The sequence below is a fragment of the Ruegeria sp. HKCCD7221 genome, from assembly GCF_013031225.1.
In the GTDB taxonomy this organism is placed as follows: Bacteria; Pseudomonadota; Alphaproteobacteria; order Rhodobacterales; family Rhodobacteraceae; genus Ruegeria.
On sequence record NZ_WPZE01000007.1, the window covers coordinates 86,385 to 110,317 of the forward strand.

The 23,933-nt window shown below is 58.3% G+C and carries 25 protein-coding genes and 1 pseudogene; 11 read left to right on the plus strand and 15 right to left on the minus strand.

Translation table 11 applies throughout. The features are described 5' to 3' along the window. Positions 1-41 precede the first annotated feature (41 nt). Positions 42-728, plus strand: coding sequence for an aquaporin Z (aqpZ, locus tag GOX73_RS16095; protein WP_171126546.1), 687 nt, complete (start codon positions 42-44; stop codon positions 726-728). Between the two features lie 51 nt (positions 729-779). On the opposite strand, the gene GOX73_RS16100 is transcribed toward aqpZ, so the two are convergent. Together GOX73_RS16100 and GOX73_RS16105 are read right to left on the minus strand one after the other, a co-directional pair. Further along, positions 780-1,328 carry a peptidylprolyl isomerase gene (locus GOX73_RS16100; RefSeq protein ID WP_171126545.1) on the minus strand — a complete coding sequence of 183 codons (549 nt, stop codon included), beginning with the start codon at positions 1,326-1,328 and terminating at the stop codon, positions 780-782. Beyond that, positions 1,321-1,827 (minus strand): peptidylprolyl isomerase, encoded by a 507-nt coding sequence (locus GOX73_RS16105; RefSeq protein ID WP_171126544.1) that lies wholly within the window; start codon positions 1,825-1,827, stop codon positions 1,321-1,323. Before GOX73_RS16105 ends, GOX73_RS16100 begins: the two co-directional genes overlap by 8 nt. Before the next feature lie 132 nt (positions 1,828-1,959). Here GOX73_RS16105 and pgk point away from each other — a divergent pair, with 132 nt between their 5' ends. The 7 genes from pgk to GOX73_RS16140 all read left to right on the plus strand — a co-directional run bounded on the left by pgk (position 1,960) and on the right by GOX73_RS16140 (position 8,201). Further along, positions 1,960-3,150 carry a phosphoglycerate kinase gene (gene pgk / locus GOX73_RS16110; RefSeq protein WP_171126543.1) on the plus strand — a complete coding sequence of 397 codons (1,191 nt, stop codon included), beginning with the start codon at positions 1,960-1,962 and terminating at the stop codon, positions 3,148-3,150. A 125-nt stretch (positions 3,151-3,275) separates the two neighbouring features. Continuing rightward, positions 3,276-3,575, plus strand: coding sequence for a septum formation initiator family protein (locus GOX73_RS16115; protein ID WP_171122187.1), 300 nt, complete (start codon positions 3,276-3,278; stop codon positions 3,573-3,575). A gap of 153 nt (positions 3,576-3,728) precedes the next feature. Further along, the gene (pdhA, locus tag GOX73_RS16120) at positions 3,729-4,724 is read left to right on the plus strand and encodes a pyruvate dehydrogenase (acetyl-transferring) E1 component subunit alpha (protein WP_171122186.1); all 996 of its coding nucleotides are present in this window, start codon (positions 3,729-3,731) and stop codon (positions 4,722-4,724) included. Positions 4,725-4,727: 3 nt separating this feature from the next. After that, positions 4,728-5,117, plus strand: coding sequence for a VOC family protein (locus GOX73_RS16125; protein WP_171126542.1), 390 nt, complete (start codon positions 4,728-4,730; stop codon positions 5,115-5,117). Between the two features lie 3 nt (positions 5,118-5,120). Continuing rightward, complete coding sequence (locus tag GOX73_RS16130) at positions 5,121-6,491, plus strand: pyruvate dehydrogenase complex E1 component subunit beta (protein ID WP_171126541.1); 1,371 nt, start codon at positions 5,121-5,123, stop codon at positions 6,489-6,491. Between the two features lie 12 nt (positions 6,492-6,503). Beyond that, the gene (locus GOX73_RS16135) at positions 6,504-7,808 is read left to right on the plus strand and encodes a pyruvate dehydrogenase complex dihydrolipoamide acetyltransferase (protein WP_171135004.1); all 1,305 of its coding nucleotides are present in this window, start codon (positions 6,504-6,506) and stop codon (positions 7,806-7,808) included. Between the two features lie 156 nt (positions 7,809-7,964). Then, entirely contained in the window at positions 7,965-8,201 is a 237-nt protein-coding gene (locus GOX73_RS16140; RefSeq protein WP_171126539.1) for a hypothetical protein, read from the plus strand. 7 nt (positions 8,202-8,208) lie between these two features. Here the strand turns inward: GOX73_RS16140 and cysE are convergent, their stop codons facing one another. Continuing rightward, positions 8,209-9,018, minus strand: coding sequence for a serine O-acetyltransferase (gene cysE / locus GOX73_RS16145; RefSeq protein WP_171122181.1), 810 nt, complete (start codon positions 9,016-9,018; stop codon positions 8,209-8,211). Positions 9,019-9,102: 84 nt separating this feature from the next. On the opposite strand from cysE, the gene GOX73_RS16150 reads away from it, so the two are divergent. Beyond that, positions 9,103-9,441: a TraR/DksA C4-type zinc finger protein gene (locus GOX73_RS16150; protein ID WP_171122180.1), complete on the plus strand. Its 339-nt coding sequence runs from the start codon at positions 9,103-9,105 to the stop codon at positions 9,439-9,441. Positions 9,442-9,599: 158 nt separating this feature from the next. Here GOX73_RS16150 and GOX73_RS20795 read toward each other — a convergent pair whose 3' ends face one another. The 5 genes and pseudogenes from GOX73_RS20795 to GOX73_RS16165 all read right to left on the minus strand — a co-directional run bounded on the left by GOX73_RS20795 (position 9,600) and on the right by GOX73_RS16165 (position 14,382). Beyond that, a complete protein-coding gene (locus GOX73_RS20795; protein ID WP_371808657.1) occupies positions 9,600-11,117 on the minus strand; it encodes a phage tail protein in 1,518 nt (505 codons plus the stop codon). Then, positions 11,094-11,924: pseudogene (locus tag GOX73_RS20800) on the minus strand (phage portal protein); the annotation flags it as partial. The pseudogene GOX73_RS20800 and the gene GOX73_RS20795, both read right to left, overlap by 24 nt. A 151-nt stretch (positions 11,925-12,075) precedes the next feature. Continuing rightward, a complete protein-coding gene (locus GOX73_RS20805) occupies positions 12,076-12,615 on the minus strand; it encodes a luciferase family protein (protein ID WP_371808656.1) in 540 nt (179 codons plus the stop codon). Between the two features lie 125 nt (positions 12,616-12,740). After that, the gene (locus tag GOX73_RS16160) at positions 12,741-13,967 is read right to left on the minus strand and encodes a DNA-packaging protein (protein ID WP_171126607.1); all 1,227 of its coding nucleotides are present in this window, start codon (positions 13,965-13,967) and stop codon (positions 12,741-12,743) included. Between the two features lie 52 nt (positions 13,968-14,019). Beyond that, positions 14,020-14,382: a hypothetical protein gene (locus GOX73_RS16165; protein ID WP_254429222.1), complete on the minus strand. Its 363-nt coding sequence runs from the start codon at positions 14,380-14,382 to the stop codon at positions 14,020-14,022. A 516-nt stretch (positions 14,383-14,898) separates the two neighbouring features. Between GOX73_RS16165 and GOX73_RS16170 the strand changes: the two genes are divergently transcribed. Further along, positions 14,899-16,161, plus strand: a complete 1,263-nt coding sequence (locus GOX73_RS16170; protein WP_171126537.1) for a DEAD/DEAH box helicase — start codon at positions 14,899-14,901, stop codon at positions 16,159-16,161. Between the two features lie 34 nt (positions 16,162-16,195). Here the strand turns inward: GOX73_RS16170 and mltG are convergent, their stop codons facing one another. The 7 genes from mltG to fabD form a co-directional block, all read right to left on the minus strand. Next, positions 16,196-17,356, minus strand: a complete 1,161-nt coding sequence (gene mltG, locus GOX73_RS16175) for an endolytic transglycosylase MltG (protein WP_171126536.1) — start codon at positions 17,354-17,356, stop codon at positions 16,196-16,198. Then, a complete protein-coding gene (gene fabF, locus GOX73_RS16180) occupies positions 17,357-18,622 on the minus strand; it encodes a beta-ketoacyl-ACP synthase II (RefSeq protein WP_171122176.1) in 1,266 nt (421 codons plus the stop codon). It abuts the gene before it with no gap. A gap of 202 nt (positions 18,623-18,824) precedes the next feature. Beyond that, on the minus strand, positions 18,825-19,568 hold the full coding sequence (locus GOX73_RS16185) for a HisA/HisF-related TIM barrel protein (RefSeq protein ID WP_171122175.1): 744 nt from the start codon (positions 19,566-19,568) through the stop codon (positions 18,825-18,827). Positions 19,569-19,686: 118 nt separating this feature from the next. Then, complete coding sequence (locus GOX73_RS16190) at positions 19,687-20,226, minus strand: GNAT family N-acetyltransferase (protein WP_171126535.1); 540 nt, start codon at positions 20,224-20,226, stop codon at positions 19,687-19,689. A 140-nt stretch (positions 20,227-20,366) separates the two neighbouring features. Beyond that, complete coding sequence (locus GOX73_RS16195; protein WP_008756330.1) at positions 20,367-20,600, minus strand: acyl carrier protein; 234 nt, start codon at positions 20,598-20,600, stop codon at positions 20,367-20,369. 209 nt (positions 20,601-20,809) lie between these two features. Next, on the minus strand, positions 20,810-21,547 hold the full coding sequence (fabG, locus tag GOX73_RS16200) for a 3-oxoacyl-[acyl-carrier-protein] reductase (RefSeq protein ID WP_171135006.1): 738 nt from the start codon (positions 21,545-21,547) through the stop codon (positions 20,810-20,812). A 41-nt stretch (positions 21,548-21,588) separates the two neighbouring features. Beyond that, positions 21,589-22,527, minus strand: a complete 939-nt coding sequence (fabD, locus tag GOX73_RS16205; protein WP_171135007.1) for an ACP S-malonyltransferase — start codon at positions 22,525-22,527, stop codon at positions 21,589-21,591. Positions 22,528-22,698: 171 nt separating this feature from the next. Here fabD and GOX73_RS16210 point away from each other — a divergent pair, with 171 nt between their 5' ends. Further along, positions 22,699-23,925 (plus strand): cytochrome b/b6 domain-containing protein, encoded by a 1,227-nt coding sequence (locus GOX73_RS16210; RefSeq protein WP_171135008.1) that lies wholly within the window; start codon positions 22,699-22,701, stop codon positions 23,923-23,925. Positions 23,926-23,933: the final 8 nt, after the last annotated feature.

Genomic DNA, 23,933 nt, shown 5'->3' on the forward strand with positions numbered 1-23,933 from the left:
TTTGAATTACACTGAACCCATTGTTTTTCGGAGGGCTTTTCATGTCATCAAAACTCATGGCCGAATTCTTCGGCACGTTCTGGCTGGTACTGGGCGGCTGCGGCAGCGCCGTCTTAGCGGCAGTCGTCGCCGATGTCGGCATCGGCTGGCTGGGTGTATCTTTCGCTTTTGGCTTAACCGTTCTGACAATGGCATACGCGGTCGGCCATATTTCGGGCGGGCACTTCAATCCTGCCGTCAGTCTTGGCCTGATGATCGGTGGAAGGTTCCCGGCAAAAGACCTTATTCCCTATTGGATCGCCCAGGTCGTCGGCGCAATTACCGCAGCGGTCGTCCTGTACCTGATCGTAAGCGGCGCACCCGAATTCACTGGGGTCGGAAGCTTTGCCAGCAACGGCTATGGCGAAGCGTCCCCCGAAGGGTATTCGATGATGTCCGCCTTGATCATCGAGATCGTACTGACGGCGTTTTTCATCGTAATCATTCTGGGCGCGACGTCTGAGGGTGCTCCGGCTGGTTTCGGCCCCATCGCCATCGGGTTGGGCCTGACGCTGATCCACCTGATTTCGATCCCGGTGACGAATACATCCGTAAACCCGGCGCGCTCAACCGGTGTTGCGCTGTTTGCCGACGGCCCGGCCCTTTCACAACTTTGGTTATTCTGGGTGGCCCCGCTGATCGGCGGTGCGATTGGGGCCGTGATCTGGAAAGCCATGGGCGACGACTAAGCCCCGTCTAACAAAAAGGCCCCGGCGCAATCTGCGTCGGGGCCTTTTTTGTTACTCGGTTACAGTAACTTTTGTCATCACGTCGGGCTGTCCGATGACTGCTCCGTTGGGGCCATCGCCACGCTTGATCGCGTCGACAATGTCCATCCCGTCGGTCACCTGTCCAACAACAGTATATTGGCCGTTCAGAAACGGACCGGGCGCAAACATAATGAAGAACTGCGAATTGGCACTGTTGGGGTCTTGCGCCCGTGCCATGCCCACGACACCGCGGTCGTAATTGAAGTCCGAGAACTCGGCAGGCAGGTCAGGCCGGTCCGACCCACCGGTGCCAGCACGACGCAGATCGCTGCCCAGACGGCCATGTTCCACGTCGCCGGTCTGTGCCATGAAGCCATCGATCACGCGGTGAAAGACCACACCGTCATACTTGCCTTCGGCGGCAAGGGTTCTGATCTGTTCAACGTGCTTCGGAGCCAGATCGTCAAACAAATCAACGGTTACGGTGCCATTAGCCCCCTCGCCCTCGATCTCGATCTGCAACCCAGTGGCCAACGCGGGGCTGGCCAGCAAAGCAAATGCGGCTGCCAGCTTATACATCGGCTGCCACCTTAACGCTGATCATACGGTCGGGACTCATCGGCGGCTCACCCCGGACGATGGCGTCCACGTGCTCCATCCCGTCGATAACGCGGCCATAGACGGTGTACTGGCCGTTCAGGAAGTGATTGTCCTTGAAGTTGATGAAGAACTGCGAGTTGGCCGAGTCCGGGTTCTGCGAACGTGCCGCGCCCAATGTGCCGCGATCGTGGGGCAGTTTCGAAAATTCTGCCGGAACGTTCGGCAGCGACGACCCACCTGTACCGGCCATGCGGATGTTGAATCCGTCTTCCATATCGCCGTGCTGCACGTCGCCTGTCTGCGCCATGAAACCGTCGATCACACGGTGGAAGGCCACGTTGTCATACTCACCACCACGGGCCAGTTCTTTCATCCGGGCCGAGTGCTGGGGGGCCACATCGGGCAGCAGCTCGATGACGACATTGCCGTCTTTCAGTTCGATGATGATGGTGTTTTCGGGATCCTTGATCTCGGCCATGAGGCCCTCCTGTCGTTTATCTTGCGCAAATACCTATGACGCGGACGCATGAATGCCAAGTGACGCATTGACCTGAGGGCAAAATGCAGGAAAAGAACCGCCTAAAGCGGTTGTAACGACAAGGATGAAACGATGGGCTGGAAAACGCTGGATGATATGGACCTGAACGGCAAGCGTGTGCTGGTACGCGTGGACATCAACGTACCAGTTGTCGACGGCGTTGTGACCGACGCGACCCGCATCCAGCGCATCGTGCCCACGGTACGCGACATCCTTGCGGCGGGCGGCAAACCGATCCTGCTGGCGCATTTTGGACGCCCCGGCGGTGAACGCCGCGAGAACCTATCGCTGAAGCAACTGGTCCCGACGCTTGAGACCGCTTTTGGCTCGACTGTCCTATTCGCCGCCGATTGCGTCGGCACCGAGGCGGAACTGGCCGCCGAACAGTTGCAACCCGGTCAGGTGCTGCTTTTGGAAAACACCCGCTTTCACGCAGCGGAAACCAAGAATGACGCTGATCTGGCTGCCGGTATAGCGTGTCTGGGCGATGTGTATTGCAACGACGCATTTTCCGCCGCGCACCGCGCTCACAGCTCGACCGAGGCTATTGCCCGCATGCTGCCTGCCTGCGCTGGTCGGCTGATGCAGGCCGAGCTTGAGGCGCTTGAGGGCGCTTTGGGCGCGCCCAAACGCCCTGTGACAGCCGTTGTGGGCGGGGCCAAGGTCTCGACCAAGCTGGAACTTCTGGGCAATCTGATCGACAAGGTGGACTACCTGGTTATCGGTGGCGGCATGGCCAACACGTTTCTGGTGGCCAAGGATCTGAACGTGGGCAAATCGCTGGCGGAAACAGCGATGAAAGACACCGCAGCCGAGATCATGAACAAGGCCGAAACCTCGGGCTGTACCATCGTCCTGCCCACCGACATCGTCGTGGCCGAAAAGTTCGAAGCAGGTGCCCCTCATCAGGTTCTGCCCGCCGATCAATGTACGGATGACGGAATGATCCTTGACGCAGGCCCCGACAGCGTGGCGGCGATTTCAGACATCTTCGGACAAAGCCAGACCCTGATCTGGAACGGGCCGCTGGGCGCGTTCGAGATTGAGCCTTTCGATACCGCAACCAACGCGGCAGCGCTGAAAGCCGCGGCACTGACGCGGTCCGGGCAATTGGTCTCAGTCGCGGGTGGGGGTGACACGGTCGCGGCTTTGAATGCGTCGGGTGCGGCCAAGGATTTCTCGTACATCTCGACTGCAGGCGGCGCGTTTCTGGAATGGATGGAAGGCAAAACCCTACCCGGTGTTGCGGCGCTAGAGCAATAAATCCACTAGCCCGTGCGTTTTTGTCGAATCAGGGGATTCACAACCCGAATCACCTGTGACATAGTGCTTTCAGAGGTCCAAAAAGGACCCGTTATTGAGGCAGACTTCATACGGCGGTAAACAGAGTGTCCCGTTCCAATCGGCCCGGTTTGGGCGCAGTCGCATTCTTTATGGTGGCGTTTATGCTGGGTGTTTATTTCACCTTTGCCGCCGTGCAAGGTGACTATGGCCTGTTCCGACGGGTCGAGATTGCAGCGGAACGGGACGCTCTGTCGCGCGACCTCGACAAACTCGAGGCAGAAATTGCAGAGATGGAGAACCTGACCCGCCGTTTGTCGGATACTTATCTGGACTTGGATTTGTTGGACCAGCAAGCACGCTCTGTGCTGGGAATGATCCGCTCAGATGAGGTTGTCATCCGTTGATCCTCCACTGAATCGATCGTTTTTTTAGCAAGCCGCAACCCGATTTTCGCAAGATCGGACGCTGCGTCACATTTACCCTCGCCAGAAAGCGGCAAATGCTTTATGAGATAGTTTAACGCTAAACTATCTTGCCGAGAGGGGGAGATCGCCACAATGGCTGCGCGAAAAACCGCAAAGAAACCAAACGTTTCGTCGGAAGAACTGACCACCTACTACCGAGAGATGCTGCTGATCCGCCGATTCGAAGAAAAGGCCGGTCAACTTTATGGCATGGGTCTTATTGGTGGATTCTGTCACCTGTATATTGGCCAGGAAGCCGTTGTTGTGGGCCTCGAGGCCGCAGCCAAGGACGGCGACAAGCGGATTACTTCTTACCGCGACCACGGTCACATGCTGGCCTGCGGCATGGATCCGGGCGGCGTGATGGCCGAACTGACCGGACGTATTGGCGGCCTGTCCAAGGGCAAGGGCGGCTCGATGCACATGTTCTCTAAAGAGAAGCACTTCTATGGTGGGCACGGCATCGTTGGCGCGCAGGTTCCGTTGGGCGCAGGTCTGGCCTTTGCCGACAAGTACAAGGAAAACGGTGGAGTCACCTTTACTTATTTCGGTGATGGTGCGGCCAACCAGGGTCAGGTTTACGAGACATTCAACATGGCCGCCCTGTGGGAATTGCCCGTCGTATTCGTGATCGAAAACAATCAATACGCTATGGGGACCTCTCAGGCGCGCTCGACCTCGACCAAAGACATCTACCACCGAGGTGAGGCCTTCGGTATCCCCGGTGAAATTGTCAATGGCATGGACGTTCTGGCCGTCAAAGAGGCCGGTGAGAAAGCCGTCGCCCACTGTCGCGCTGGTAAGGGGCCCTACATCCTCGAGGTCAAAACCTATCGCTATCGCGGCCACTCGATGTCCGACCCGGCCAAGTATCGCACCCGCGAAGAGGTTCAGAAGGTCCGCGAGCAAAGCGATCCAATTGAGCATGTGCGCGAACTACTGCTGACCGGCAAACACGCGACCGAGGACGACCTGAAGGCGATCGACAAAGAGATCAAAGAGATCGTCAATCAGGCTGCCGAATTCTCGAAAGAAAGCCCCGAGCCTTCTGTGGAAGAGCTCTGGACAGATATCTACGCCGAGGCCTGACAGATGCCGCATTTCGAAATTCACGTCAGTGACGTCGAACAGGCCAAAGCGTTCTATACCGGCCTATTCGACTGGGCGTTCACACCAATGCCCGGCGGCGAAGAAGTCGGCTATCATCTGATCAGTGGCGACCAGATCGGCGGCAGCCTAGGGCTGACCGGTGGCCTGATGCAGCGCCATGGCGAAGCGCCCGCTGCCGGTAGCCCGGTGCGCGGCGGCACCATGACCTTTGAGGTCGGAGATTGCGACGAACGCTATGCGTGGGCATTGGCAAATGGCGGCGCCGAAGCGCTGCCGCCGACCGATTATCCTGGCATAGGCCGCTGCGCCTATGTGGAAGATGGACAAGGAAACATCGTCGGGATGATTACCCCGGCCCCGGAAGGAAACTGAGACATGGCAACCGAAATTCTCATGCCCGCCCTTTCGCCCACGATGGAAGAGGGCACGCTGGCCAAGTGGCTGGTCAAAGAAGGCGACACCGTATCCTCGGGCGATATCATGGCCGAGATTGAAACCGACAAGGCTACGATGGAGTTCGAGGCCGTTGACGAAGGCATCGTCGGCAAAATTCTGATCGCGGAAGGTACCGAAGGGGTCAAGGTGAACACACCTATCGCGGTCCTCGTGGAAGAAGGCGAGGACGCCTCTGCCCTGCCCACGGCTGCGCCCGCAGCCGCAGCTGTGGCTGAGGCCGCCCCTGCGGCGGTTGAGGCCCCCGCTCCTGCCGCTGCCCCTGCTGCACCGGTTGTCGATCTATCCCCGGACTGGCCTGCGGACGCTGAGATGAAATCCGAAACCGTTCGCGAAGCCCTGCGCGACGCGATGGCCGAAGAAATGCGCGGCGATGAAGACGTCTACCTGATGGGCGAAGAGGTCGCCGAATATCAGGGGGCATACAAGATCAGCCAAGGCCTGTTGGACGAATTCGGCAGCAAGCGTGTGATCGACACGCCCATCACCGAACACGGTTTTGCCGGGATCGCAGTTGGTTCGGCCTTTGGTGGGTTGAAGCCGATTGTCGAGTTCATGACCTTTAACTTCGCCATGCAGGCGATTGACCAAATCATCAACTCTGCTGCCAAAACGCTTTATATGTCCGGCGGTCAAATGGGTTGCCCCATCGTGTTCCGAGGCCCCAACGGTGCTGCCGCCCGCGTGGCCGCACAGCATTCTCAGGACTATGCCGCCTGGTACATGCAGATCCCCGGTCTGAAAGTGGTCATGCCCTACTCGGCTGCTGATGCAAAAGGGCTGCTGAAATCGGCGATCCGCGACCCCAACCCGGTGATCTTCCTTGAAAACGAGATCCTTTACGGACGCTCTTTCGATGTCCCGCAAGTGGATGATCTGACCATCCCGCTGGGCAAGGCGCGCATCTGGCGCGAAGGCTCGGACGTGACCATCGTGAGCTTTGGCATCGGCATGCAATACGCGCTGGAAGCCGCTGACAAGCTGGCCGAGGAAGGTATCAGCGCCGAGGTGATCGACCTGCGCACTATCCGCCCGATGGACACCGGCGCGATCATTAACTCGGTGATGAAAACCAACCGTATGGTGACAGTCGAAGAAGGCTGGCCGCAAGGCTCGGTCGGCAGCTATATCAGTTCGGTGGTGATGCAAGAGGCGTTCGACTATCTGGATGCTCCGGTCATCAACTGCACCGGCAAGGACGTTCCGATGCCTTATGCAGCGAACCTCGAAAAACTGGCACTGATCACCACCGATGAGGTGATCGCAGCCGTCAAACAAGTGACCTACCGGTAAGGAGCGACACAGATGCCCACAGAAATTCTGATGCCCGCCCTTTCCCCCACGATGGAGGAAGGCACCCTTGCCAAATGGCTGGTGAAAGAGGGCGACACCGTATCAAGCGGCGACCTGCTGGCCGAGATCGAAACCGACAAGGCCACAATGGAGTTTGAGGCCGTTGACGAAGGCACCATCGGGAAGATCCTGATCCCCGAGGGCACCGAAGGAGTCAAGGTCAACACCGCCATCGCAGTTCTGCTGGAAGATGGCGAAAGCGCTGACGACATCAGCGCGGCAGCTACCGCAGCCCCCGCGGCTGCTCCGGCAGCCGCCGCGGGTAACGAGGCCGCCTCTGGGGCGTCCGAGGCACCTGCCCCTGCTCCGGCAGCACCGGCCAAAGCCGACGGTGGCCGTATCTTCGCCTCGCCGCTGGCCCGTCGTATCGCTGCGCAAAAGGGTCTTGATCTGGCGCAGATCACCGGTTCGGGACCGCATGGCCGTATCGTCAAAGTAGATGTGGAAGGCGCTACAGCCACCGCGCCTGCTCCGGCCCCTGCACCTGCACCTGCAGCAGCGGCTCCGGCAGCGGCAGCCCCGGCTGGCCCGTCGGCGGATGCCGTGGCAAAAATGTACGAAACCCGCGATTACGAAGAAATCAAGCTGGACGGGATGCGCAAAACCATTGCCGCGCGCCTGTCCGAGGCCAAGCAGACCATCCCGCATTTCTACCTGCGTCGCGATATTAAGCTGGATGCGCTGCTCAAGTTCCGCAGCCAGTTGAACAAACAGCTTGAAGGCCGTGGCGTGAAGCTGAGCGTCAACGACTTCATCATCAAGGCTGTCGCAAACGCGTTGCAGCAGGTTCCGGCCTGCAACGCGGTCTGGGCCGGTGATCGGGTATTGCAGTTGAAACCGTCAGATGTGGCTGTTGCCGTCGCTATCGAGGGCGGTCTGTTCACCCCGGTTCTTCAGGATGCCGACACCAAGTCGCTGTCCGCGTTGTCGACCGAGATGAAAGACCTTGCTGGTCGCGCTCGTGAACGCAAACTGGCACCGCATGAATATCAGGGCGGCACATTCGCAATCTCGAATCTGGGCATGTTTGGCATCGACAATTTCGACGCCATCGTGAACCCGCCGCACGCTGGCATTCTTGCAGTGGGTACAGGCGTCAAAAAACCAGTTGTAGGCGATGACGGAGAGCTGACCGTTGCAACAGTGATGTCCGTAACGATGTCCGTGGACCACCGCGTGATCGACGGAGCGCTTGGCGCGGAACTGCTGCAAGCCATTGTCGAAAACCTTGAGAACCCCATGGTCATGCTGGCCTAACACCAAGAGAAACCGCAACAGCCGCGCCCGCACGTTCTGGCGCGGCTTTTTCGTGTCTGGCCGGGAAGTGAGGAAACGTGATCCGGCCAACTGTTGTTTGAGCACGCGCGGGGCGTCAAGTTGTTTGCAAATCAGACACGGATGCAAAGGTGCCCCATGACCTTCACACGGCTTACTCGGACAGGTTTGATTTTGTTGATGCTGGCTGCAATTGCACCTGCGGATGCCTATGCCAAGCCCAACAGCTATCCAGGTGAAAACTCGAAGTTCAATTCCAAAAGCGCGGCCGCCAAATGGGAAGCCGAGCGCAACAAACGGATTGAAGAGCGAAAGAAACGGCGGGAAGAAAAGCGGCTCAAGCGGTTGAACGAAAAGAACAACCGCCCGAACTGAGTGTGAGTTACTGATCTTTGCCCAGCATGTGGTCCATTGAAATTGCAGGCTGATCACAACCTGCTTCGCCGACAATCTTTGCAGGAATGCCCGCAACGGTTTTGCACGCAGGCACGGCCTGCAAGACAACCGATCCGGCAGCAATTCGGCTGCAATGACCCACTTCAATATTGCCGAGCACCTTGGCACCTGCACCGATCAGAACACCGTCACCAATTTTCGGATGGCGCTGTTCTTCTTCCTTGCCGGTCCCGCCAAGCGTGACGGAATGCAGCATCGACACATTGTCACCGACAACCGCAGTTTCGCCGATTACGATGGAATGGGCGTGATCAATCATGATCCCTTTGCCTATTTTCGCGGCCGGGTGGATATCAATCCCGAAAATCTCGGATGAACGCATCTGGAAGAAATACGCCAGATCGTAGCGCTTCTTTTGCCATAGCCAATGCGCCACGCGATAGGCTTGCATTGCCTGATAGCCCTTAAAGTACAGAATCGGCTGCAGCAGGCGATGGCAAGCCGGGTCGCGCTCGTACACAGCCATCAAGTCGGCACGGGCCGCCTCGATCAGCGAGTGATCATCCGCATAAGCTTCGTCCACGATCTCTCGTAATACCATCATGGACATTTCATTCGAGCACAGCTTGGCCGATACCCGGTAGGACAATGCCCTATCTAGACTGCGGTGGTGCAGAATACAGGCGTGCACCAACCCGCCCATCAACGGCTCATTCTCAACGGCCAATTGAGCTTCGGTCGTGATGCGATCCCAGACGGGGTCGACGGGTGTAACGTGACTGCGCGTTTCCAACATGGCTTTTGATCCTTTGCTGCGCCTAGAATGCCATTTAGAGGCAAAAACGCCAAACGCAAACCCGTGATCAGCAGGATAACGAAAATGAATGCTTCTTTGATGGCCGAATTCGAGGCCCGAATACGCAGTCGTTTAGCGGAACTTGCTGACAACTCGGAAGCAGGAAAGAAGGCGCAAGCCATTGTTGAACTGGACCAACAAGCCATAGGGCGCCTTAGCAGGATGGACGCGTTGCAGAACCAGGCAATGGCCAAGGCTCAGCAAGCCAACAGGGACGTCGAAATGAACAGATTAAAGGCGGCATTGCTTAGGATCGACGAGGGAGAATACGGATTCTGCGAAGACTGCGGTGAAGAGATCCCAATTGGTCGCCTGAACTTGGATCATGCGGCCACCAAGTGCGTTAGCTGCGCATCCGGGTGAGCCGTTTACTTGGTTATTTTTGCATTCTCACCACTCTGTCGGTGATTTTGCCTCGCTCACCATACAGGCGAAATGGCGATGTCGTGTCGCAGGCGGCGCCTTTTGTTGCTCGCGTCGCCTGAGAAGGCTTCTAAGAAGAAGGCTAATTACTTAGCCATCTAACCTACCGTAAGAAATGCTTGCAGACCGGGACCATAGCTGGCCGAAACCTGTGCCACCTGGACTGTGTAGGAACCGGACACACCGTCGGCGAGTTTTGCAGCCGACGTATATGTCCAGCGGGAATTTTGAACCAGTTCCTCACGCACCAATGACTCTTCAGCCCGAATCTGTATCAGATAAGCTTCGGACTCTTCGCCCAACGGGACGTCGATTCCGGCCCAGTCGCCTCCGTCAATTCGGGTTCGACGCATCCACGAAAACGTATCACCCGCCCCTGATCTACGAACACGCAGATGCACCGGGGCGTAGGGGCGTAAACCATTGCCATTGAACGCCTCGACTTGGTGGACAAACGACGGGTCATCATACCCACGCGTAGCCGGCCCAATTCTATAGTGCTTCGCAAGCCTGCGCTCTGACCGAAGCAGCCCGGTCTGTACTACGCGTGGGTCCAATAACACAAACACCGAACCTTCGGGCCAAACCTCGGGCATGATAGCGTCAGTTCCGAACTGCCCACGAAGCCGCCCAGACAGCGCGTAAGTTCCCTGGCCTTGAAGGTTGGCGTCGGCAAATTGGAATAATTCCCAATTGTCGGGCGTTCCGTCCCCGATCGCAGCAAGATTGGCACCGCTCAACAACGCGGAACGTGGGCGGGATTCCAAAACGCCATCAATGAGTTGGACATTTAGCGGGGCGCCTTCGTCCCAAACTCCTGCGGTTGAACGCATCAGTGGGCTTTCCGTCAAGCCAATCACCGCCTGACCAGAAACGACTTGTTCCTGCACATAATCTTCGTCAGTTGGCGCGGAATAGACGGCTGCACCTCCGGGCCACGGATTGGCCGTCACCGCCAAATATGGCGCATGCGGTGCCTCGGACCCGCTCATCAATGGCAGATCCAGAAACACAGAATACACGGGAACCGGGGCCACAAACGGATTCTCGGCGATCGTGTCGTCGGGCAAGTCCGTGGCCGCATAAATGCCGGGTTCAATCCGGACGGCGTCTGCGATTTGTAACTCGGCCTGCTCCAAGCGGTCGATACGATATCGCGTACCCTGGTCGCTTCCGTTCAAGCTGACGACATCCCCCGCGCCCACACGGGACATCGATGGAGGGAGGGCAAAACGTGCCGTTTCTCGGGCTATTCTTGCCTCACTCAGCCACCGCTCGGATGTCTGACGGCCTTCGGCGCGTGTCATTGACAAGGGCATCTCGTTTATCGACACAGCGTGCGTACGTGCGTCCGGCGGCACAGCCTCCTCGGCAACGATGTCGTGGTCTGCGTCCGATTGAACAAAACGCAGGCGAACGCGACCTGTCATCTCGGCTTCTGCTTCGCGCCGGTGTTCGATTGAACCTTCGATATCCGAACTGATCGCAAGCTTTTCCGGATCAATAGGGATCGGTGTTCGTCCGTCACGCATCTGGAACAGAAGGATGCCGTCACGCTCAATCGTGTCGAACCCGTACCGCAACATCAGGGGTTCCTTGGTCTTCTGAAACTCCATGTCCGAGGGCGAAAAGCCCATCGGCTTCCAATCCAAGCCCCCTTCCAAAACCATCGGACGCCCCGCATTCCGCGCCCCGCGATAGTTCTGTTCGATCTCATCCGACAGACGCCGGAACTGATCCTCGGCCATCACTCCATGGCCATCGCCCTTCCACACAAGCGCCCCTGAAGGCCGCGCGGCATTGTCCAACAGTGACTTGGACCACCGCGACGCGCTGTTATGCACATCAATCGCCATCGCCGCCGCCTGCATAGGCGAGAACCCATAATGATCGTCCTGAGGATGGAAGGACTTTATGTGGCAGATCGCATCCGCCGGGAACCGGTGCGTCTTGCCGCCCGCCGTATAGTCATAAGCCTTGGGCCAGCCATCCGCTCCCGGCACCACGCTCATCCGGTCGGATCGCAGAACGTGCAACTCAAGCGGCAAACCTTCCTCGGCTTGTACCGCCTCAACATAGGCATTGCCCGACAATAGCAACTGCCCGAACAGAGCCTCCATCAACTCCGCCCGCCCATGTGCCGCATTCGGTCGCCGCATGAGGTTCAGGATCGGATGCACATCAAATCGCTGCGTCTGATCCTGCAACACCAAAGGCAGCGCCGCCGCCGCCTCAGCAATCAGCTTGACCGAGCGGAACCCCACCGGATTCCCCGAAAACCCAGTCCGCGTCAGCGACACCGCGTCCCGAGGGCTCCACGCCACGCGCCCACCCGTCTGCCACGCCACCACAGGCCCCGCCGCGCTCGCCTTCGCCTCGGGCGCTGCCTCAGCCGATCTATGACGCAAGAAATCGAATACCATCTGTGCTCCTTTCTGCCGCCGCTCTGCCCGGCTTGTTGAAAAGGAGTTATGACGGAAAGAAGTTTAAGCTTCAGGAATAGGGCGTTCGGGGGTTGGGCAACGTAGAGGCGATCAGGAAACGATCCGCTTCTCCGGCTAGGTACTAATTCCTCTACAATGACCTTCCGGTCACATAGTTGTATGATGCCAAAACCAATTGGAAAACAACATCTAGCTCGACTTCCGATGAAGGAGTAAAAATCATCACAAATCCTTCCCACCCCGGCCGTTTTTGCGACCAGGGGTGCGCGACGGCCCAGCCAGCATCTATCGCGACCCGAGCCGTTTCAGGTTCAAGCGATGCGTGGAGTGAGCCATCAGGATGCACATGTGCAAATTCCCGACCACCCACTATTACCTCAGGATGCGCTAACGAAAGGTTGTCTGCCAACCAAAACCCTTTGGCTCCGGGCATTGAGATCACAGTCTCACGAACTTCCACATCAGGAATTTCATTGACGCGCCTCAATAGGTCCTCTGTTAACCCCGGAACAGGCGCAACTCCAATCTGAACATGTGGGACGCCTCGGGTTGTTTCCGGTCTCGGAGTTGTCCTTTCTGGCACTTCGATGCTTTGCGCGAGCGAAGGCTTATGAGCAATACATATCATCGCTACAGCGAAGCAAATTTGGAAAGTGCGCCGGATGCTCATAACTAGCCCCCCCCTCTCGAAATGATCACATCAACTTAGGTGCAAAGCAATGCTTCTAGGTACGTTTTGCATTCGAGCTTGGTGTCATAGTTGGGGGGGGTACTAGGCTCTCCGCTGCGGCCTCTTCACAAACTCCGCACCCTAGGCCGCCGATACAACCCCGCAGGCCCAACAACCAACTCATGCAGCGCCCAGACTAACGCGTCGACCCGGTCGGGCGAGCCCTGACCTTCGAACCCACGCGCGGTCATCTGGCACATCTGCTCCTCCAGCGCGTCCAGCCCGGCCACATGGCCCACCCGCCCCTGCTCATAAAGCGCCGCCACAGGCTCGGCCCGCGCCACCTTGCCGCGTGAGGTCCGCACAGCGCGGAACGGGACCAGAGGGTCCACCTGCCGGACGACCTCTTCCACCAGTTGCCCGCCCTGATTGACCTCGGCCACCAGCCGTTCGGCCCCGAACTCATCCATCGCGTCAATCGCCGCCTGCGCCCAGCCCGCAGGACCAACGCCCTGCACAGTGCGGTCGGCCAGCACATAGGCGCACCATTCCTCAAGCGGCCCCTGTAGTTGCGCGCCGACCACTACGATACCACAGGCATCCGCATGCGCCCCCGCTGTCACCGCAGGGTCCAGCGCCACTACGATACGATCCAAACCGGGCGCTTTATCTACCCGCGCCGCATCCAGCATCGAGCCTGTCCACAACGCGCCCTCAGCATCCGAGAGCAAAACCCCATCCAATTCCTGCCGCCCCAGCCGCGTACCAGCATAGCGCGCGCGTACCTCGGCCAGAAACGAGTCCGCCAGATTGGCCCGGTTCGCCTCGGTCGGCGCGTGGGTCTGCACGGTGGACGGAGAGGCCAGCAAATCCTTCAAAACCTTCACATTGCGCGGCGTGGTCGTCACGCAGACCCGCGGCCGCTCACCCAGACGCAAGGCAAACTGCAACATATCCCAGGTCTCTTCGGCCTTTTTCCACTTGGCCAGTTCGTCTACCCACGCGGCATCGAATTGCGGGCCGCGCAGCCCTTCGGGATCATGCGCCGAAAACGCCTGCGCCTCGGCTCCGTTGGGCCAGATCAACTTGCGTTCCGATGCCTTCCAAACAGGTCGACGATCCGGGGGCGAGCATTGCAAAATCCCGCTATCGCCAAAAATCATCACGTCGCGCACCTGATCAAATGTCTCGCCCACCAACGCCACCCGACTGGCCTCTCCCCTGTCCAGCGGCTTAGACCCTTCGACCATCGCACGCACCCACTCGGACCCTGCGCGTGTCTTACCTGCCCCGCGCCCCCCCATGATCACCCACGACCGCCAATCCCCCTCGGGCGGCAATTGATGCGGCAGCGCCCAAAACTCGAACAGGAAAGGGAGGGCACACAGCCCCCCCTCCCCGATCTCACTCAGAAATCTGTCCCTCACCGCAGCATCGGCGGAGGCGAGCCAGCCTGCACCCGATTTCAAATCGAGCGCGCTGAAGGTCGAGCGCATAGCCCCCTTGGGCAATTCCGGCTTGTCTGTGATGTTGTTCGACAAAGCTTATCTCCACTTTCTGGCAACTTCGGATCAGCCCCTCTAACTGACCCAGTTGCTTGCCTGCTCCGGCAAAGTCTGCATCCTCCCCGGCACCGATCTGCCTGCGCAGTTCTTCCGCTGCTTCGCGCAGATCGCGAATGGATCGCTCAAGCGACTGCAACAAGTCAGCCGTCTGGGTAATCCGCTCTTCCGGGGTAATCAAAGTCATGTGTGCCTGTGACCTCATGCGTGAGTTTTCTCCGCACGAGAGAAGCAAAAATCGGCCACCGGGCTTACCCGCGGCCGATACCCACCTCTTCTAGCATGACACCAAGTCTAGGATAATAAGTTCGTAAAGTCAAATAGTTACGCAACACTCACGCAACAGGAACCGACCTGTAATTTAACTATTTCTCAAGACCTTCCACCTCTGGATCACGACCCGCCATATCCTTGATAACAAGCACACCGATTGGGAAACTCGCCTATTACACAACGGCAAACTTGACATTCCCTCGCCAAACACGCATGTGCCCCGAAACACAGCGCTGCCGCGTGAGCATAGACGGTCGTATTCGACCTTACAGCGCCCAAACCTCTCCAGTTCCCCTTCACGCAGGGTTCTTGTTGCGATGGCCGGACGGCACAGGGCTCGCCTGCGCGTCCCGAGGCTTCGCGAAACCCTGTAGGCTCGTGCGGTGCGCACGTGTCGATGTATTTGTTCGTGGCTAATAGGCGGCCACGGATTGAAAAGGATGATTACTTGTTCGACTTTGACATGCTGGGCTTTGCCCCGGCCCTGAATGACGCGCTGAAACGCGCAAACTTTACGCAACCCACACCGATCCAGAATCAGGCCATTCCGATGGCGCTGCAGGGTCACGACATTATGGGGCTGGCGCAAACCGGCACCGGAAAAACTCTGGCCTTTGGGTTGCCGCTGATTGATCACCTGCTGGCGCAACCCGGCAAACCTGCCCCCAAGACAGCCAAGGCGTTGATCCTTGCGCCGACGCGTGAGCTGGTCAATCAGATCGCGGAAAGCCTGCGAACCCTGACAAAAAAAACAAAAATCCGCGTCGCAACCGTTGTGGGTGGTCAGTCCATCGGCAAGCAGATTTCCTTCCTTGCACGCGGAACCGATATCCTTGTCGCAACACCCGGTCGCCTGATTGATTTGATGGAACGCGGCGCTGTTGATCTCAGCTCGGTCCGCCATCTGGTGTTGGACGAGGCTGACCAGATGCTGGACATGGGGTTCATTCACGCCTTGCGCCGTATCGCGCCCGAACTTGGCACACCGCGTCAAACCATGTTGTTTTCCGCCACGATGCCCAAGCAGATGGAAGAAATCAGCCAGACCTATCTGACGAACCCCCAGCGCATTCAGGTCTCTCCTCCGGGGAAGGCGGCTGACAAGATCACACAGTCGATCCACTTCCTGAGCCGGGCGGAAAAGCCCGCCAAGCTGCGCGAGATTCTGTCTGAAGACGCCGATGCTCTGACATTGGTATTTGCGCGCACCAAGCATGGCGCAGAGCGATTGATGAAAGACCTCGTCGCTGACGGCTTTAACGCGGCCTCCATTCACGGCAACAAAAGCCAAGGCCAACGCGACCGTGCAATCAAGGCGTTTCGCGCGGGTGAGATCAACGTGCTTGTGGCAACTGACGTGGCCGCGCGCGGCATCGACATTCCCGGCGTGGCATATGTAATTAACTATGACCTGCCCGAGGTGCCCGACAACTATGTGCACCGGATCGGCCGCACCGCTCGCGCAGGTCGCGAAGGTGAAGCTATTGCATTCTGTGCGCCGGATGAACTGGATCAGTTGAAGCAGATTCAAAAGCTGATGAAGATCGAAATCCCCGTCGCCAGCGGCACAATGCCCGAGTTTGCAGAGCCCAAAAAACCGCGCAAACGTGGCGGGTTCCGCCGTCGTGGGCCAAAGCCACAGGCCGCCAACGCGTCGGCCAAGCCCAGATCAAACCAGCGTCGGCGGCAGAAAAGAAAACCGGCCGCATGAATTGAAAAAGGTGCCGCAACACGCGGCACCTTTTTTAGTTTCCTGAACTTTGGCGTTCGGCTTCTATCTCACGCCATTTGGCGACATTACGGTTATGCTCGTCCAACGTTTCCGCAAAAGCATGCCCGCCTGTACCGTCCGCAACAAAGAACACATAGTTCGTGTCTTCCGGGGCTACGGCGGCTTCCAGGCTTGCTAGACCTGGACTTGCAATCGGAGTTGGCGGCAAACCGTCAATTACATACGTATTCCAAGGCGTTGCGCGGCGAAGTTCACTCCGACGCAAGCCGCGGCCCAAGGTCCCTTGACCTTTCGTTACGCCGTAAATGACGGTCGGGTCTGTCTGCAACTTCATGCCACGCTCAAGTCGGTTCACGAAAACACTGGCCACTTGTCCACGCTCATGCGGAACGCCTGTTTCCTTTTCGATGATCGACGCGAGAATTAGCATTTCTTCCGGGCTGCTGATTGGCAGATCATCCTGTCGCTTTTCCCAGACCGCGTTGACGCGCAACTGCTGCCTGTCCTGCATACCCTGCAGAATGGCGTTCCTGTCAGCGCCGCGTACCACATCATAACTGTCGGGTGCCAACATTCCCTCTGCAGGAATTTCGGTAACTTCCCCGGTCAGCGCATCAATCTGCTTCAGCCCTTCGACCACCTGCCACGCAGTAACGCCTTCGGCCACCGAAACCCGATAGCGCGTATCAGCGTCATTGCGTTTCTCGGTATAGGCCGCAGGTGCCTCCTCTTCGGCGACATCGAATGACGCAATCTCATCAAAATCGAGCGTTGCGGGATTCAACTCACGCACCCGAGTCTGGATACGCGTCACACCAATGCGGTACTCAATTTCGGACCCGCAGGTACTGGCACCGCTACGCGTGATTTCGTCGATGATCTGCTCCATCGACGAACCTTCGCGCACCAGGAAACTGCCCGCTTTCAACTGCGGGGCTTTGTCCGTGTAATCTGCCGCCATACGGAAGATCATCGCGCTACTGATCGCGCCCTGATCCTCCAGTTTCTGACTGACTTCGGTCATGTTGGACCCGCGCTCGACCTGAAGGCAGATCGCGGTTTCCAGTGGGCCTTCGTTTTTGTAGCGCGACTGCCCCCAAAGGATAAGTCCGCCCGACAAGAACAGGCCGACCACCAGAATGGTCAGCATATTGGACGCCAGAGCGCGCCACATTTAGCTGGCCTTTCCGAAGATCACGCTGGCATTCGTGCCACCAAACCCGAACGAGTTGGACAGTGCCACGTTGATCTCACGCTCTCGCTTGGCGTTCGGAGCCAAGTCGATAGGTGTTTCAACAGCGGGATTGTCCAGATTGATCGTCGGCGGGGCCACCTGATCCCGGATTGCCAGGATAGAAAAGATCGCCTCAATCGCGCCAGCAGCCCCAAGCAGGTGGCCTGTGGCAGATTTGGTCGAGGACATGGTCGCGTTTGCGGCGTGTTCGCCTAGCAAACGTTCAACTGCGCCCAGCTCTATTGTGTCCGCCATGGTCGACGTGCCGTGCGCGTTGATATAGTCCAGATCCTTTGGCTCCAGCCCGGCACTGCGCAGCGCGGCCTGCATTGAACGCTCTGCACCATCACCATCCTCGCTGGGGGCGGTGATATGGTAGGCGTCGCCGGACATGCCGTATCCCAACACTTCGGCATAAATCTTCGCGCCACGCGCCTTGGCGTGCTCGTATTCTTCCAGAATGACGATTCCGGACCCCTCACCCATGACAAACCCGTCACGATCAACATCGTAAGGACGGCTCGCGGCTTTGGGGTTATCTGCATATTTGGTCGATAGCGCCTTGCAGGCATTGAAACCCGCGATGCCGATCTCGCAGATGCAGCCTTCGCCGCCACCTGCGACCATGACATCGGCGTCTCCTGCACGGATAATCCGGCTTGCGTCGCCGATTGCGTGGGCGCCTGTCGAACATGCAGTCACCACCGAATGGTTCGGCCCCTTGAAACCGTGGCGGATGGAAACCTGACCCGAGGCCAGGTTGATCAACGCGCCGGGAATAAAGAAGGGGGACACCCTGCGTGGCCCCTTGTCACGGATCAAGTTCGCCGTTTCCGCAATGGATCCCAGACCACCAATCCCCGAACCGATCAGAACACCGGTACGTAGGCGCGCCTCTTCATCTTCGGGAAGCCAATCCGCGTCCTTGCAGGCCATTTCAGCAGCCGCGATCGAATATAGAATGAAGTCTTCAACCTTACGCTGCTCTTTTGGCGACATCCATTCATCGGGGTTGAACGTCCCGTTTGTTCCATCGCCGCGGGGGACTTCGCAGGCATAGGTCGTCGTGACCCCACTTGCCTCGGCGTCGAACAGCGTGATTGGTCCCGCGCCGGATTCTCCATCCAACAGCCGTGACCAGGTTTCCTCGACCCCGCTAGCCAACGGAGTGACCAATCCCAGACCGGTTACAACGACTCTGCGCATGAAGTGCCTCTTGCCTGCTTCGTGTTTAAGAAACGCTCATACCCCGTGCCGGGGTGCGGGGGCAAGAGCAACAGCAAATTCTGCGTTGAACACCTGACGCTGCGAAAGGCAAAGAAATGCCGAAAGCGGTAACCCCAAGCCTAAAAAAATAATCCGCCCCCTCAAAATAGATGAGGAGGAGGACAGAGCATTCGGGCTTATCTTACTGAAATTCCGCCACGGGCTCATGAGCCGCGCTTGCGACGCTCAGGGCTTCTGACAAGTCAATCGTCTTGCGGAACAACGCCCGACCGACAAGTGCACCCGAGATATTGGGGATGTAGGCCAAACGAGAAATGTCATCCGCAGTACGCACAACGCCGCTTGCGATGATAGGCGTACGAGACTTTTCGGCCAGACCCGAGATCAAACCCAACTGCGCCTCAACGTCTTCCATATCGCTGTCGATATCAGTCACGAGAATGGCGGCGAAAGGCGTGTCGGCGAATGCCTCAATAAATGCCTCGGGGGTAAAGGCGCTCTGACTGCGCCAGCCCTCGGTCATGACCTGACCCTGCCAGACGTCCACGGCCAAAACGATCTGGTCCGGATGCAGCTTGGCAAGCTCTTTGACCAGATTGGGGTCCCAGGCCGCCAAGGTACCGATCACGATCCGCCCGGCGCCCTTGTCGATCCAATATTCAACTTGCTCGCGGGTCCGCATGCCACCCGCCAACTGCACGGGAATCTCTGCCGAACGGATAATCTCTTCGACCAGTTCCGAGTTCGTGTCGCGCCCTTCGATTGCGTCGAAATCCGTCAGGTGCATCCACTCAGCTCCGGCAGTGGCCCAGCCATGCGCCGTTTCTGAAGGATTCACATGCCAAATCATGGCCTCGTCCAAGCGGCCCTTGTCCAGCGTAACGCACCGGCCGCCCTGCAGTTCCATCGTGGGGTAAATCCTCATGAGCTTGCTCCTCCGCCCAATCAATCTGGAAATTCAGAATATCATAGTCAGAGAACAGGGGCCGCGTTCTTCCAGTTTCGGCAAACTACGGGCAATTTGCGGCATCGCACCTTGCGTTTCAGTGGCGCATAGGAGGTCCGTTTCGACGCAAAAGATGAACGGGTGAACCTTGGAACTCGCTTTCTCTGATCAACTCGTACCCCAGCTTTTCCGCCAGCTTCTGAGAAGACGAATTTGAAGAATTCACCAATGCAACCAATGGCCCAGGCATAATTCGATCAAACCAATCATGCGCGGCCTGCGCCGCCTCCAAGCCCAAACCCCGACCCTGCGCTTCGGGGGCCAGAACCCATCCAGCCTCAGGAAAACTGTCAAAGTCGTCGCCCAAGGCACGATTTCCATAGAAAAACCCCGCCTGCCCGATCATCTGACGATTCGATTGTTGAATGACCGCCCACTGGCCAAATCCGGCCATTTGCCAGTGCCCTGCGTTTCTAAGGAACGAATCCCACGCTTCGCCACGGGATCGAGGCGTGCCGCCGATATGGCGCACGACACAGGGGTTGCGCCAGATTTCGGCGAACCGGTTAAAATCCTCGGGCCGCATGCCGCAAAGCGTCAGACGTGCCGTGTTGATCATCGGGGTGGATCGTATCATGCCCTGCCCGCTCAGATATTTATGCCTCGCCCAAATGGTTGCGTAGGAATATCACGGCTGACAAGCAAGAATTCCGCTGGGGCACAAAAAACGGCGCCTCCGTTGCCCGGAAGCGCCGCTTTTTACTGAATTCGAAGGTCTTAGGACGCTTCAGAGATGAACTTGACGGCGTCGCCAAAGGTCTGGATGGTCTCGGCTGCGTCATCGGGGATTTCGATGCCGAACTCTTCTTCGAAGGCCATGACCAGTTCAACAGTGTCCAGGCTGTCCGCGCCCAGATCGTCGATGAAAGAAGCGTTTTCCGCCACTTTGTCTTCTTCGACACCCAGGTGCTCAACAACGATCTTTTTAACGCGATCTGCGACGTCGCTCATGTCTATTCCTCATTCCGTTTCAGGGCGTAGTGCCCGGTTCTGCCCTTGCCCGCTCAGGCTGGCTTTGATTTGCCCGATCCGGGCGGTTAAGGTCCCGGATTACCGGGAAAGTAGAAGGCCGACCATGTGGCCGACCCCTGCATTTATGCGCCGCCTATAGCACAGACAACGCCCGAGGCAAACGCTTTCGCACCTGCCCCGATCCGCGCTCACAACATGGCCATACCGCCGTTAACATGCAAGGTGGTTCCGGTAACATATCCAGCTTCGGGGCTGGCAAGATACAGAACCGCCGCCGCAATTTCCGAGGCATCCCCCATGCGACCTGCAGGAACCTGTCCCAGAATTCCCGCCTTCTGGTCGTCTGTCAGCTTGTCGGTCATTGCGGTCGTGATGAATCCCGGTGCCACAGCGTTCGCTGTAATCCCGCGGCTGGCAACCTCATAGGCCAGAGACTTGGTCATACCAACCATTCCCGCCTTGGACGCGGCATAGTTCGCCTGACCGGGGTTGCCCGTGGCCCCCACAACAGACGAGATGTTGATGATCCGGCCCCAACGCGCCTTCATCATGCCACGCAGCACGCATTTGCACAGCTTCGCGGTCGAGGTCATGTTGACGTCGATCACACTCTGCCATTCCTCGTCCGACATACGCATAAACAGGTTGTCGCGGGTAATACCTGCGTTGTTGACTAGAATATCGACCGACCCCATCGCATCGGCCGCCTGCTTCGGCAGGGCTGCCACAGCCTCGGGGTCACTCAGATTACAGGGCAGCACATGGGCGCGACCACCCAGTTCGCCAGCAAGGGCTTCCAACGGCTCAACCCGAGTACCCGACAGCGCAACAGTCGCGCCCGCAGAATGCAAAACGCGCGCGATCTCACCGCCAATCCCGCCCGAGGCACCGGTGATCAGTGCGTTCTTACCTGTCAAATCAAACATTCGATTATCCTTTTCATACGCATCCAGCGATGCGCTGTGTCTTACGATTCGGCCCGGGTCACATTCTGCACGTCATCCGGCGTGCCAACAGCTTTACCCGCGATCGCGCGGTCGATTTTGCGGATCATGCCCGACAAGGCTTTGCCTGCCCCGATCTCCCACGTTTCGGTCACGCCCTGCGCGGCCATGTACTGAACGCTTTCGCGCCAGCGGACCGAGCCTGTGACCTGTTCGACCAGCAACTGGCGGATCAGATCCGGGTCACTAACGGCCTCGGCGCGGACATTGGCGATCAGCGGCACGGCAGGCGCCTTGATTTCAACCCCTGCCAGAGCTTCAGCCATCACATCCGCCGCAGGCTGCATCAACGCGCAGTGGAAAGGCGCGCTCACCGGCAACATCACGGCACGCTTGGCACCTTTTTCCTTGGCAATTTCAGCAGCGCGTTCCACAGCGGCCTTCGCGCCCGAAACCACAACTTGCGTCGGATCGTTGTCGTTTGCAGCCTGACAAACCTCACCCTGCGCGGCTTCGTCGGCCACAGCGCGGACGGCATCCAAATCCAGCCCAAGGATCGCGGCCATTGCGCCCTCGCCCACTGGAACAGCGCTTTGCATCGCTTGTCCCCGGGTGCGCAACAGGCGCGCCGTATCCGAAACAGACAACGCACCAGCCGCTGCCAGAGCAGAATACTCGCCCAGCGAATGACCCGCCACACATGCGGCATCCGTGACGGAAACGCCCTCAGCCTCCAATGCGCGCATCGCTGCGATCGACGTCGCCATCAATGCGGGCTGTGCATTCTGGGTCAGAGTCAGTTCAGCGATATCGCCTTCCCAGATCAGGCTGCTCAGCTTTTCGCCCAATGCCTCATCGACCTCGTCGAATACCGCCTGCGCGGTGGGATACGCCTCGGCCAGAGCCTTGCCCATTCCGATGGTCTGGGCGCCCTGCCCGGGGAAAACAAATGCGCGTGTCATTGCAACCTCTTGGATGACGTTAGGTTGCGGCGGGGTGTAAACCGTGTGACCGCGCGGCACAAGCACTGCCTTGGGTCTGCGCCTTGGCACCATAGCTGTGCGCGGCCCGCTATTGTGTCCTGACTGTATGGCGATAGGTTGATCAAAGCGATACTACCTCCGGAGCATCAGATGTCCGCGACGAATACCTTCTCCAGTTATGGCAGCGTCACAAAGACCTTTCATTGGCTGACCGCCCTGTTGATTTTGACCGCCCTACCGCTGGGCTGGATCGCAAACGACATTGCCCATGCCATTTATGATCCGACGGTCCCAACCACCGAGGACGACATCGCGCGGGCTGCTCGTCTGTTTTCAATGCACAAGACTGTGGGCATCACGGTTTTCTTCGTCGCGCTCGCCCGTATCCTTTGGGCTTTCTCACAAACCAAGCCCGGCCTCTTGAACGCCGATAACAAACCCGAAGCCTTCGCCGCCGAGACCGTTCATTGGCTTCTCTATGGGTCATTGGTTCTGGTCCCTCTGACCGGTTGGGTGCATCACGCAGCGGCGGAAGGTTTTGCGCCGATCCTGTGGCCGTTCGGGCAAAACTTGCCATTCGTTCCAAAATCCGCGCATCTGGCAGAGCTCACAGCCAGTCTGCATTGGCTGTTCGTCTGGACACTTGCGGGATCTCTGGTCCTGCACATTGCCGGGGCGCTCAAGCACCATGTCGTCGACAAGGACAGCACCCTTCGGCGAATGCTGCCGGGCAACGCAAAGGCACCTGAACCACCTGCGCAACATCACTCGGCCATTCCGGCTTTTACAGCACTGGCTGTCTGGGGCGCAGTTCTGATCAGCGGATGGAGCATCGGTGCATTCGACCATCATTCCCACGCCGACACCGACACCACCGAACTGGCCGAGGTACAATCCGACTGGCAAGTTCAAGAGGGTACCCTAGCCATAACGATCGCACAATTGGGCAGCCCCGTGACAGGTCAATTCGAGGAATGGACCGCCGCCATCGCGTTTGATGAGCCGGAACAGCCCGGGCTAGCCGGGTCAGCCGAGGTGATGATTGCTATCCCATCGCTCAGCCTTGGCACCGTCAGCGGTCAGGCCATGGGCGCGGATTTCTTTGACAGCGCGCAGTTTCCAACAGCCCAGTTCAAAGCAGACCTGTACAAAACCGAAACCGGGTATGAGGCACGAGGGCCCCTGTCAATCCGTGACAAATCCGTAGATGTCATTCTGCCATTCACGTTGGACCTTGAAGGCGATCGCGCAACCGTCAACGGGCAATTAGAGCTGAACCGTATGGATTTCGACATCGGCACATCACAGCCCACCGAAGAGTCCTTGGGCTTTGCTGTTGTTGTCTCGGTGGACCTGACCGCGACACGCGGCGAATAATGAAAAAC

Coding starts and splice junctions, on each gene's coding strand:
- pdhA (WP_171122186.1), top strand. CDS start 3,729: ATGGCTGCGCGAAAAACCGCAAAGAAACCAAACGTTTCGTCGGAAGAA.
- GOX73_RS20795 (WP_371808657.1), bottom strand. CDS start 11,117: ATGGAGTTTCAGAAGACCAAGGAACCCCTGATGTTGCGGTACGGGTTC.
- fabG (WP_171135006.1), bottom strand. CDS start 21,547: ATGTTTGATTTGACAGGTAAGAACGCACTGATCACCGGTGCCTCGGGC.
- GOX73_RS16165 (WP_254429222.1), bottom strand. CDS start 14,382: ATGAGGTCACAGGCACACATGACTTTGATTACCCCGGAAGAGCGGATT.
- fabF (WP_171122176.1), bottom strand. CDS start 18,622: ATGCGCAGAGTCGTTGTAACCGGTCTGGGATTGGTCACTCCGTTGGCT.
- GOX73_RS16105 (WP_171126544.1), bottom strand. CDS start 1,827: ATGGCCGAGATCAAGGATCCCGAAAACACCATCATCATCGAACTGAAA.
- GOX73_RS16130 (WP_171126541.1), top strand. CDS start 5,121: ATGGCAACCGAAATTCTCATGCCCGCCCTTTCGCCCACGATGGAAGAG.
- GOX73_RS16100 (WP_171126545.1), bottom strand. CDS start 1,328: ATGTATAAGCTGGCAGCCGCATTTGCTTTGCTGGCCAGCCCCGCGTTG.
- GOX73_RS16210 (WP_171135008.1), top strand. CDS start 22,699: ATGTCCGCGACGAATACCTTCTCCAGTTATGGCAGCGTCACAAAGACC.
- GOX73_RS16140 (WP_171126539.1), top strand. CDS start 7,965: ATGACCTTCACACGGCTTACTCGGACAGGTTTGATTTTGTTGATGCTG.
- fabD (WP_171135007.1), bottom strand. CDS start 22,527: ATGACACGCGCATTTGTTTTCCCCGGGCAGGGCGCCCAGACCATCGGA.
- pgk (WP_171126543.1), top strand. CDS start 1,960: ATGGGCTGGAAAACGCTGGATGATATGGACCTGAACGGCAAGCGTGTG.
- GOX73_RS16150 (WP_171122180.1), top strand. CDS start 9,103: ATGAATGCTTCTTTGATGGCCGAATTCGAGGCCCGAATACGCAGTCGT.
- aqpZ (WP_171126546.1), top strand. CDS start 42: ATGTCATCAAAACTCATGGCCGAATTCTTCGGCACGTTCTGGCTGGTA.
- GOX73_RS16135 (WP_171135004.1), top strand. CDS start 6,504: ATGCCCACAGAAATTCTGATGCCCGCCCTTTCCCCCACGATGGAGGAA.
- mltG (WP_171126536.1), bottom strand. CDS start 17,356: ATGTGGCGCGCTCTGGCGTCCAATATGCTGACCATTCTGGTGGTCGGC.
- cysE (WP_171122181.1), bottom strand. CDS start 9,018: ATGTTGGAAACGCGCAGTCACGTTACACCCGTCGACCCCGTCTGGGAT.
- GOX73_RS20805 (WP_371808656.1), bottom strand. CDS start 12,615: ATGAGCATCCGGCGCACTTTCCAAATTTGCTTCGCTGTAGCGATGATA.
- GOX73_RS16185 (WP_171122175.1), bottom strand. CDS start 19,568: ATGAGGATTTACCCCACGATGGAACTGCAGGGCGGCCGGTGCGTTACG.
- GOX73_RS16190 (WP_171126535.1), bottom strand. CDS start 20,226: ATGATACGATCCACCCCGATGATCAACACGGCACGTCTGACGCTTTGC.
- GOX73_RS16125 (WP_171126542.1), top strand. CDS start 4,728: ATGCCGCATTTCGAAATTCACGTCAGTGACGTCGAACAGGCCAAAGCG.
- GOX73_RS16195 (WP_008756330.1), bottom strand. CDS start 20,600: ATGAGCGACGTCGCAGATCGCGTTAAAAAGATCGTTGTTGAGCACCTG.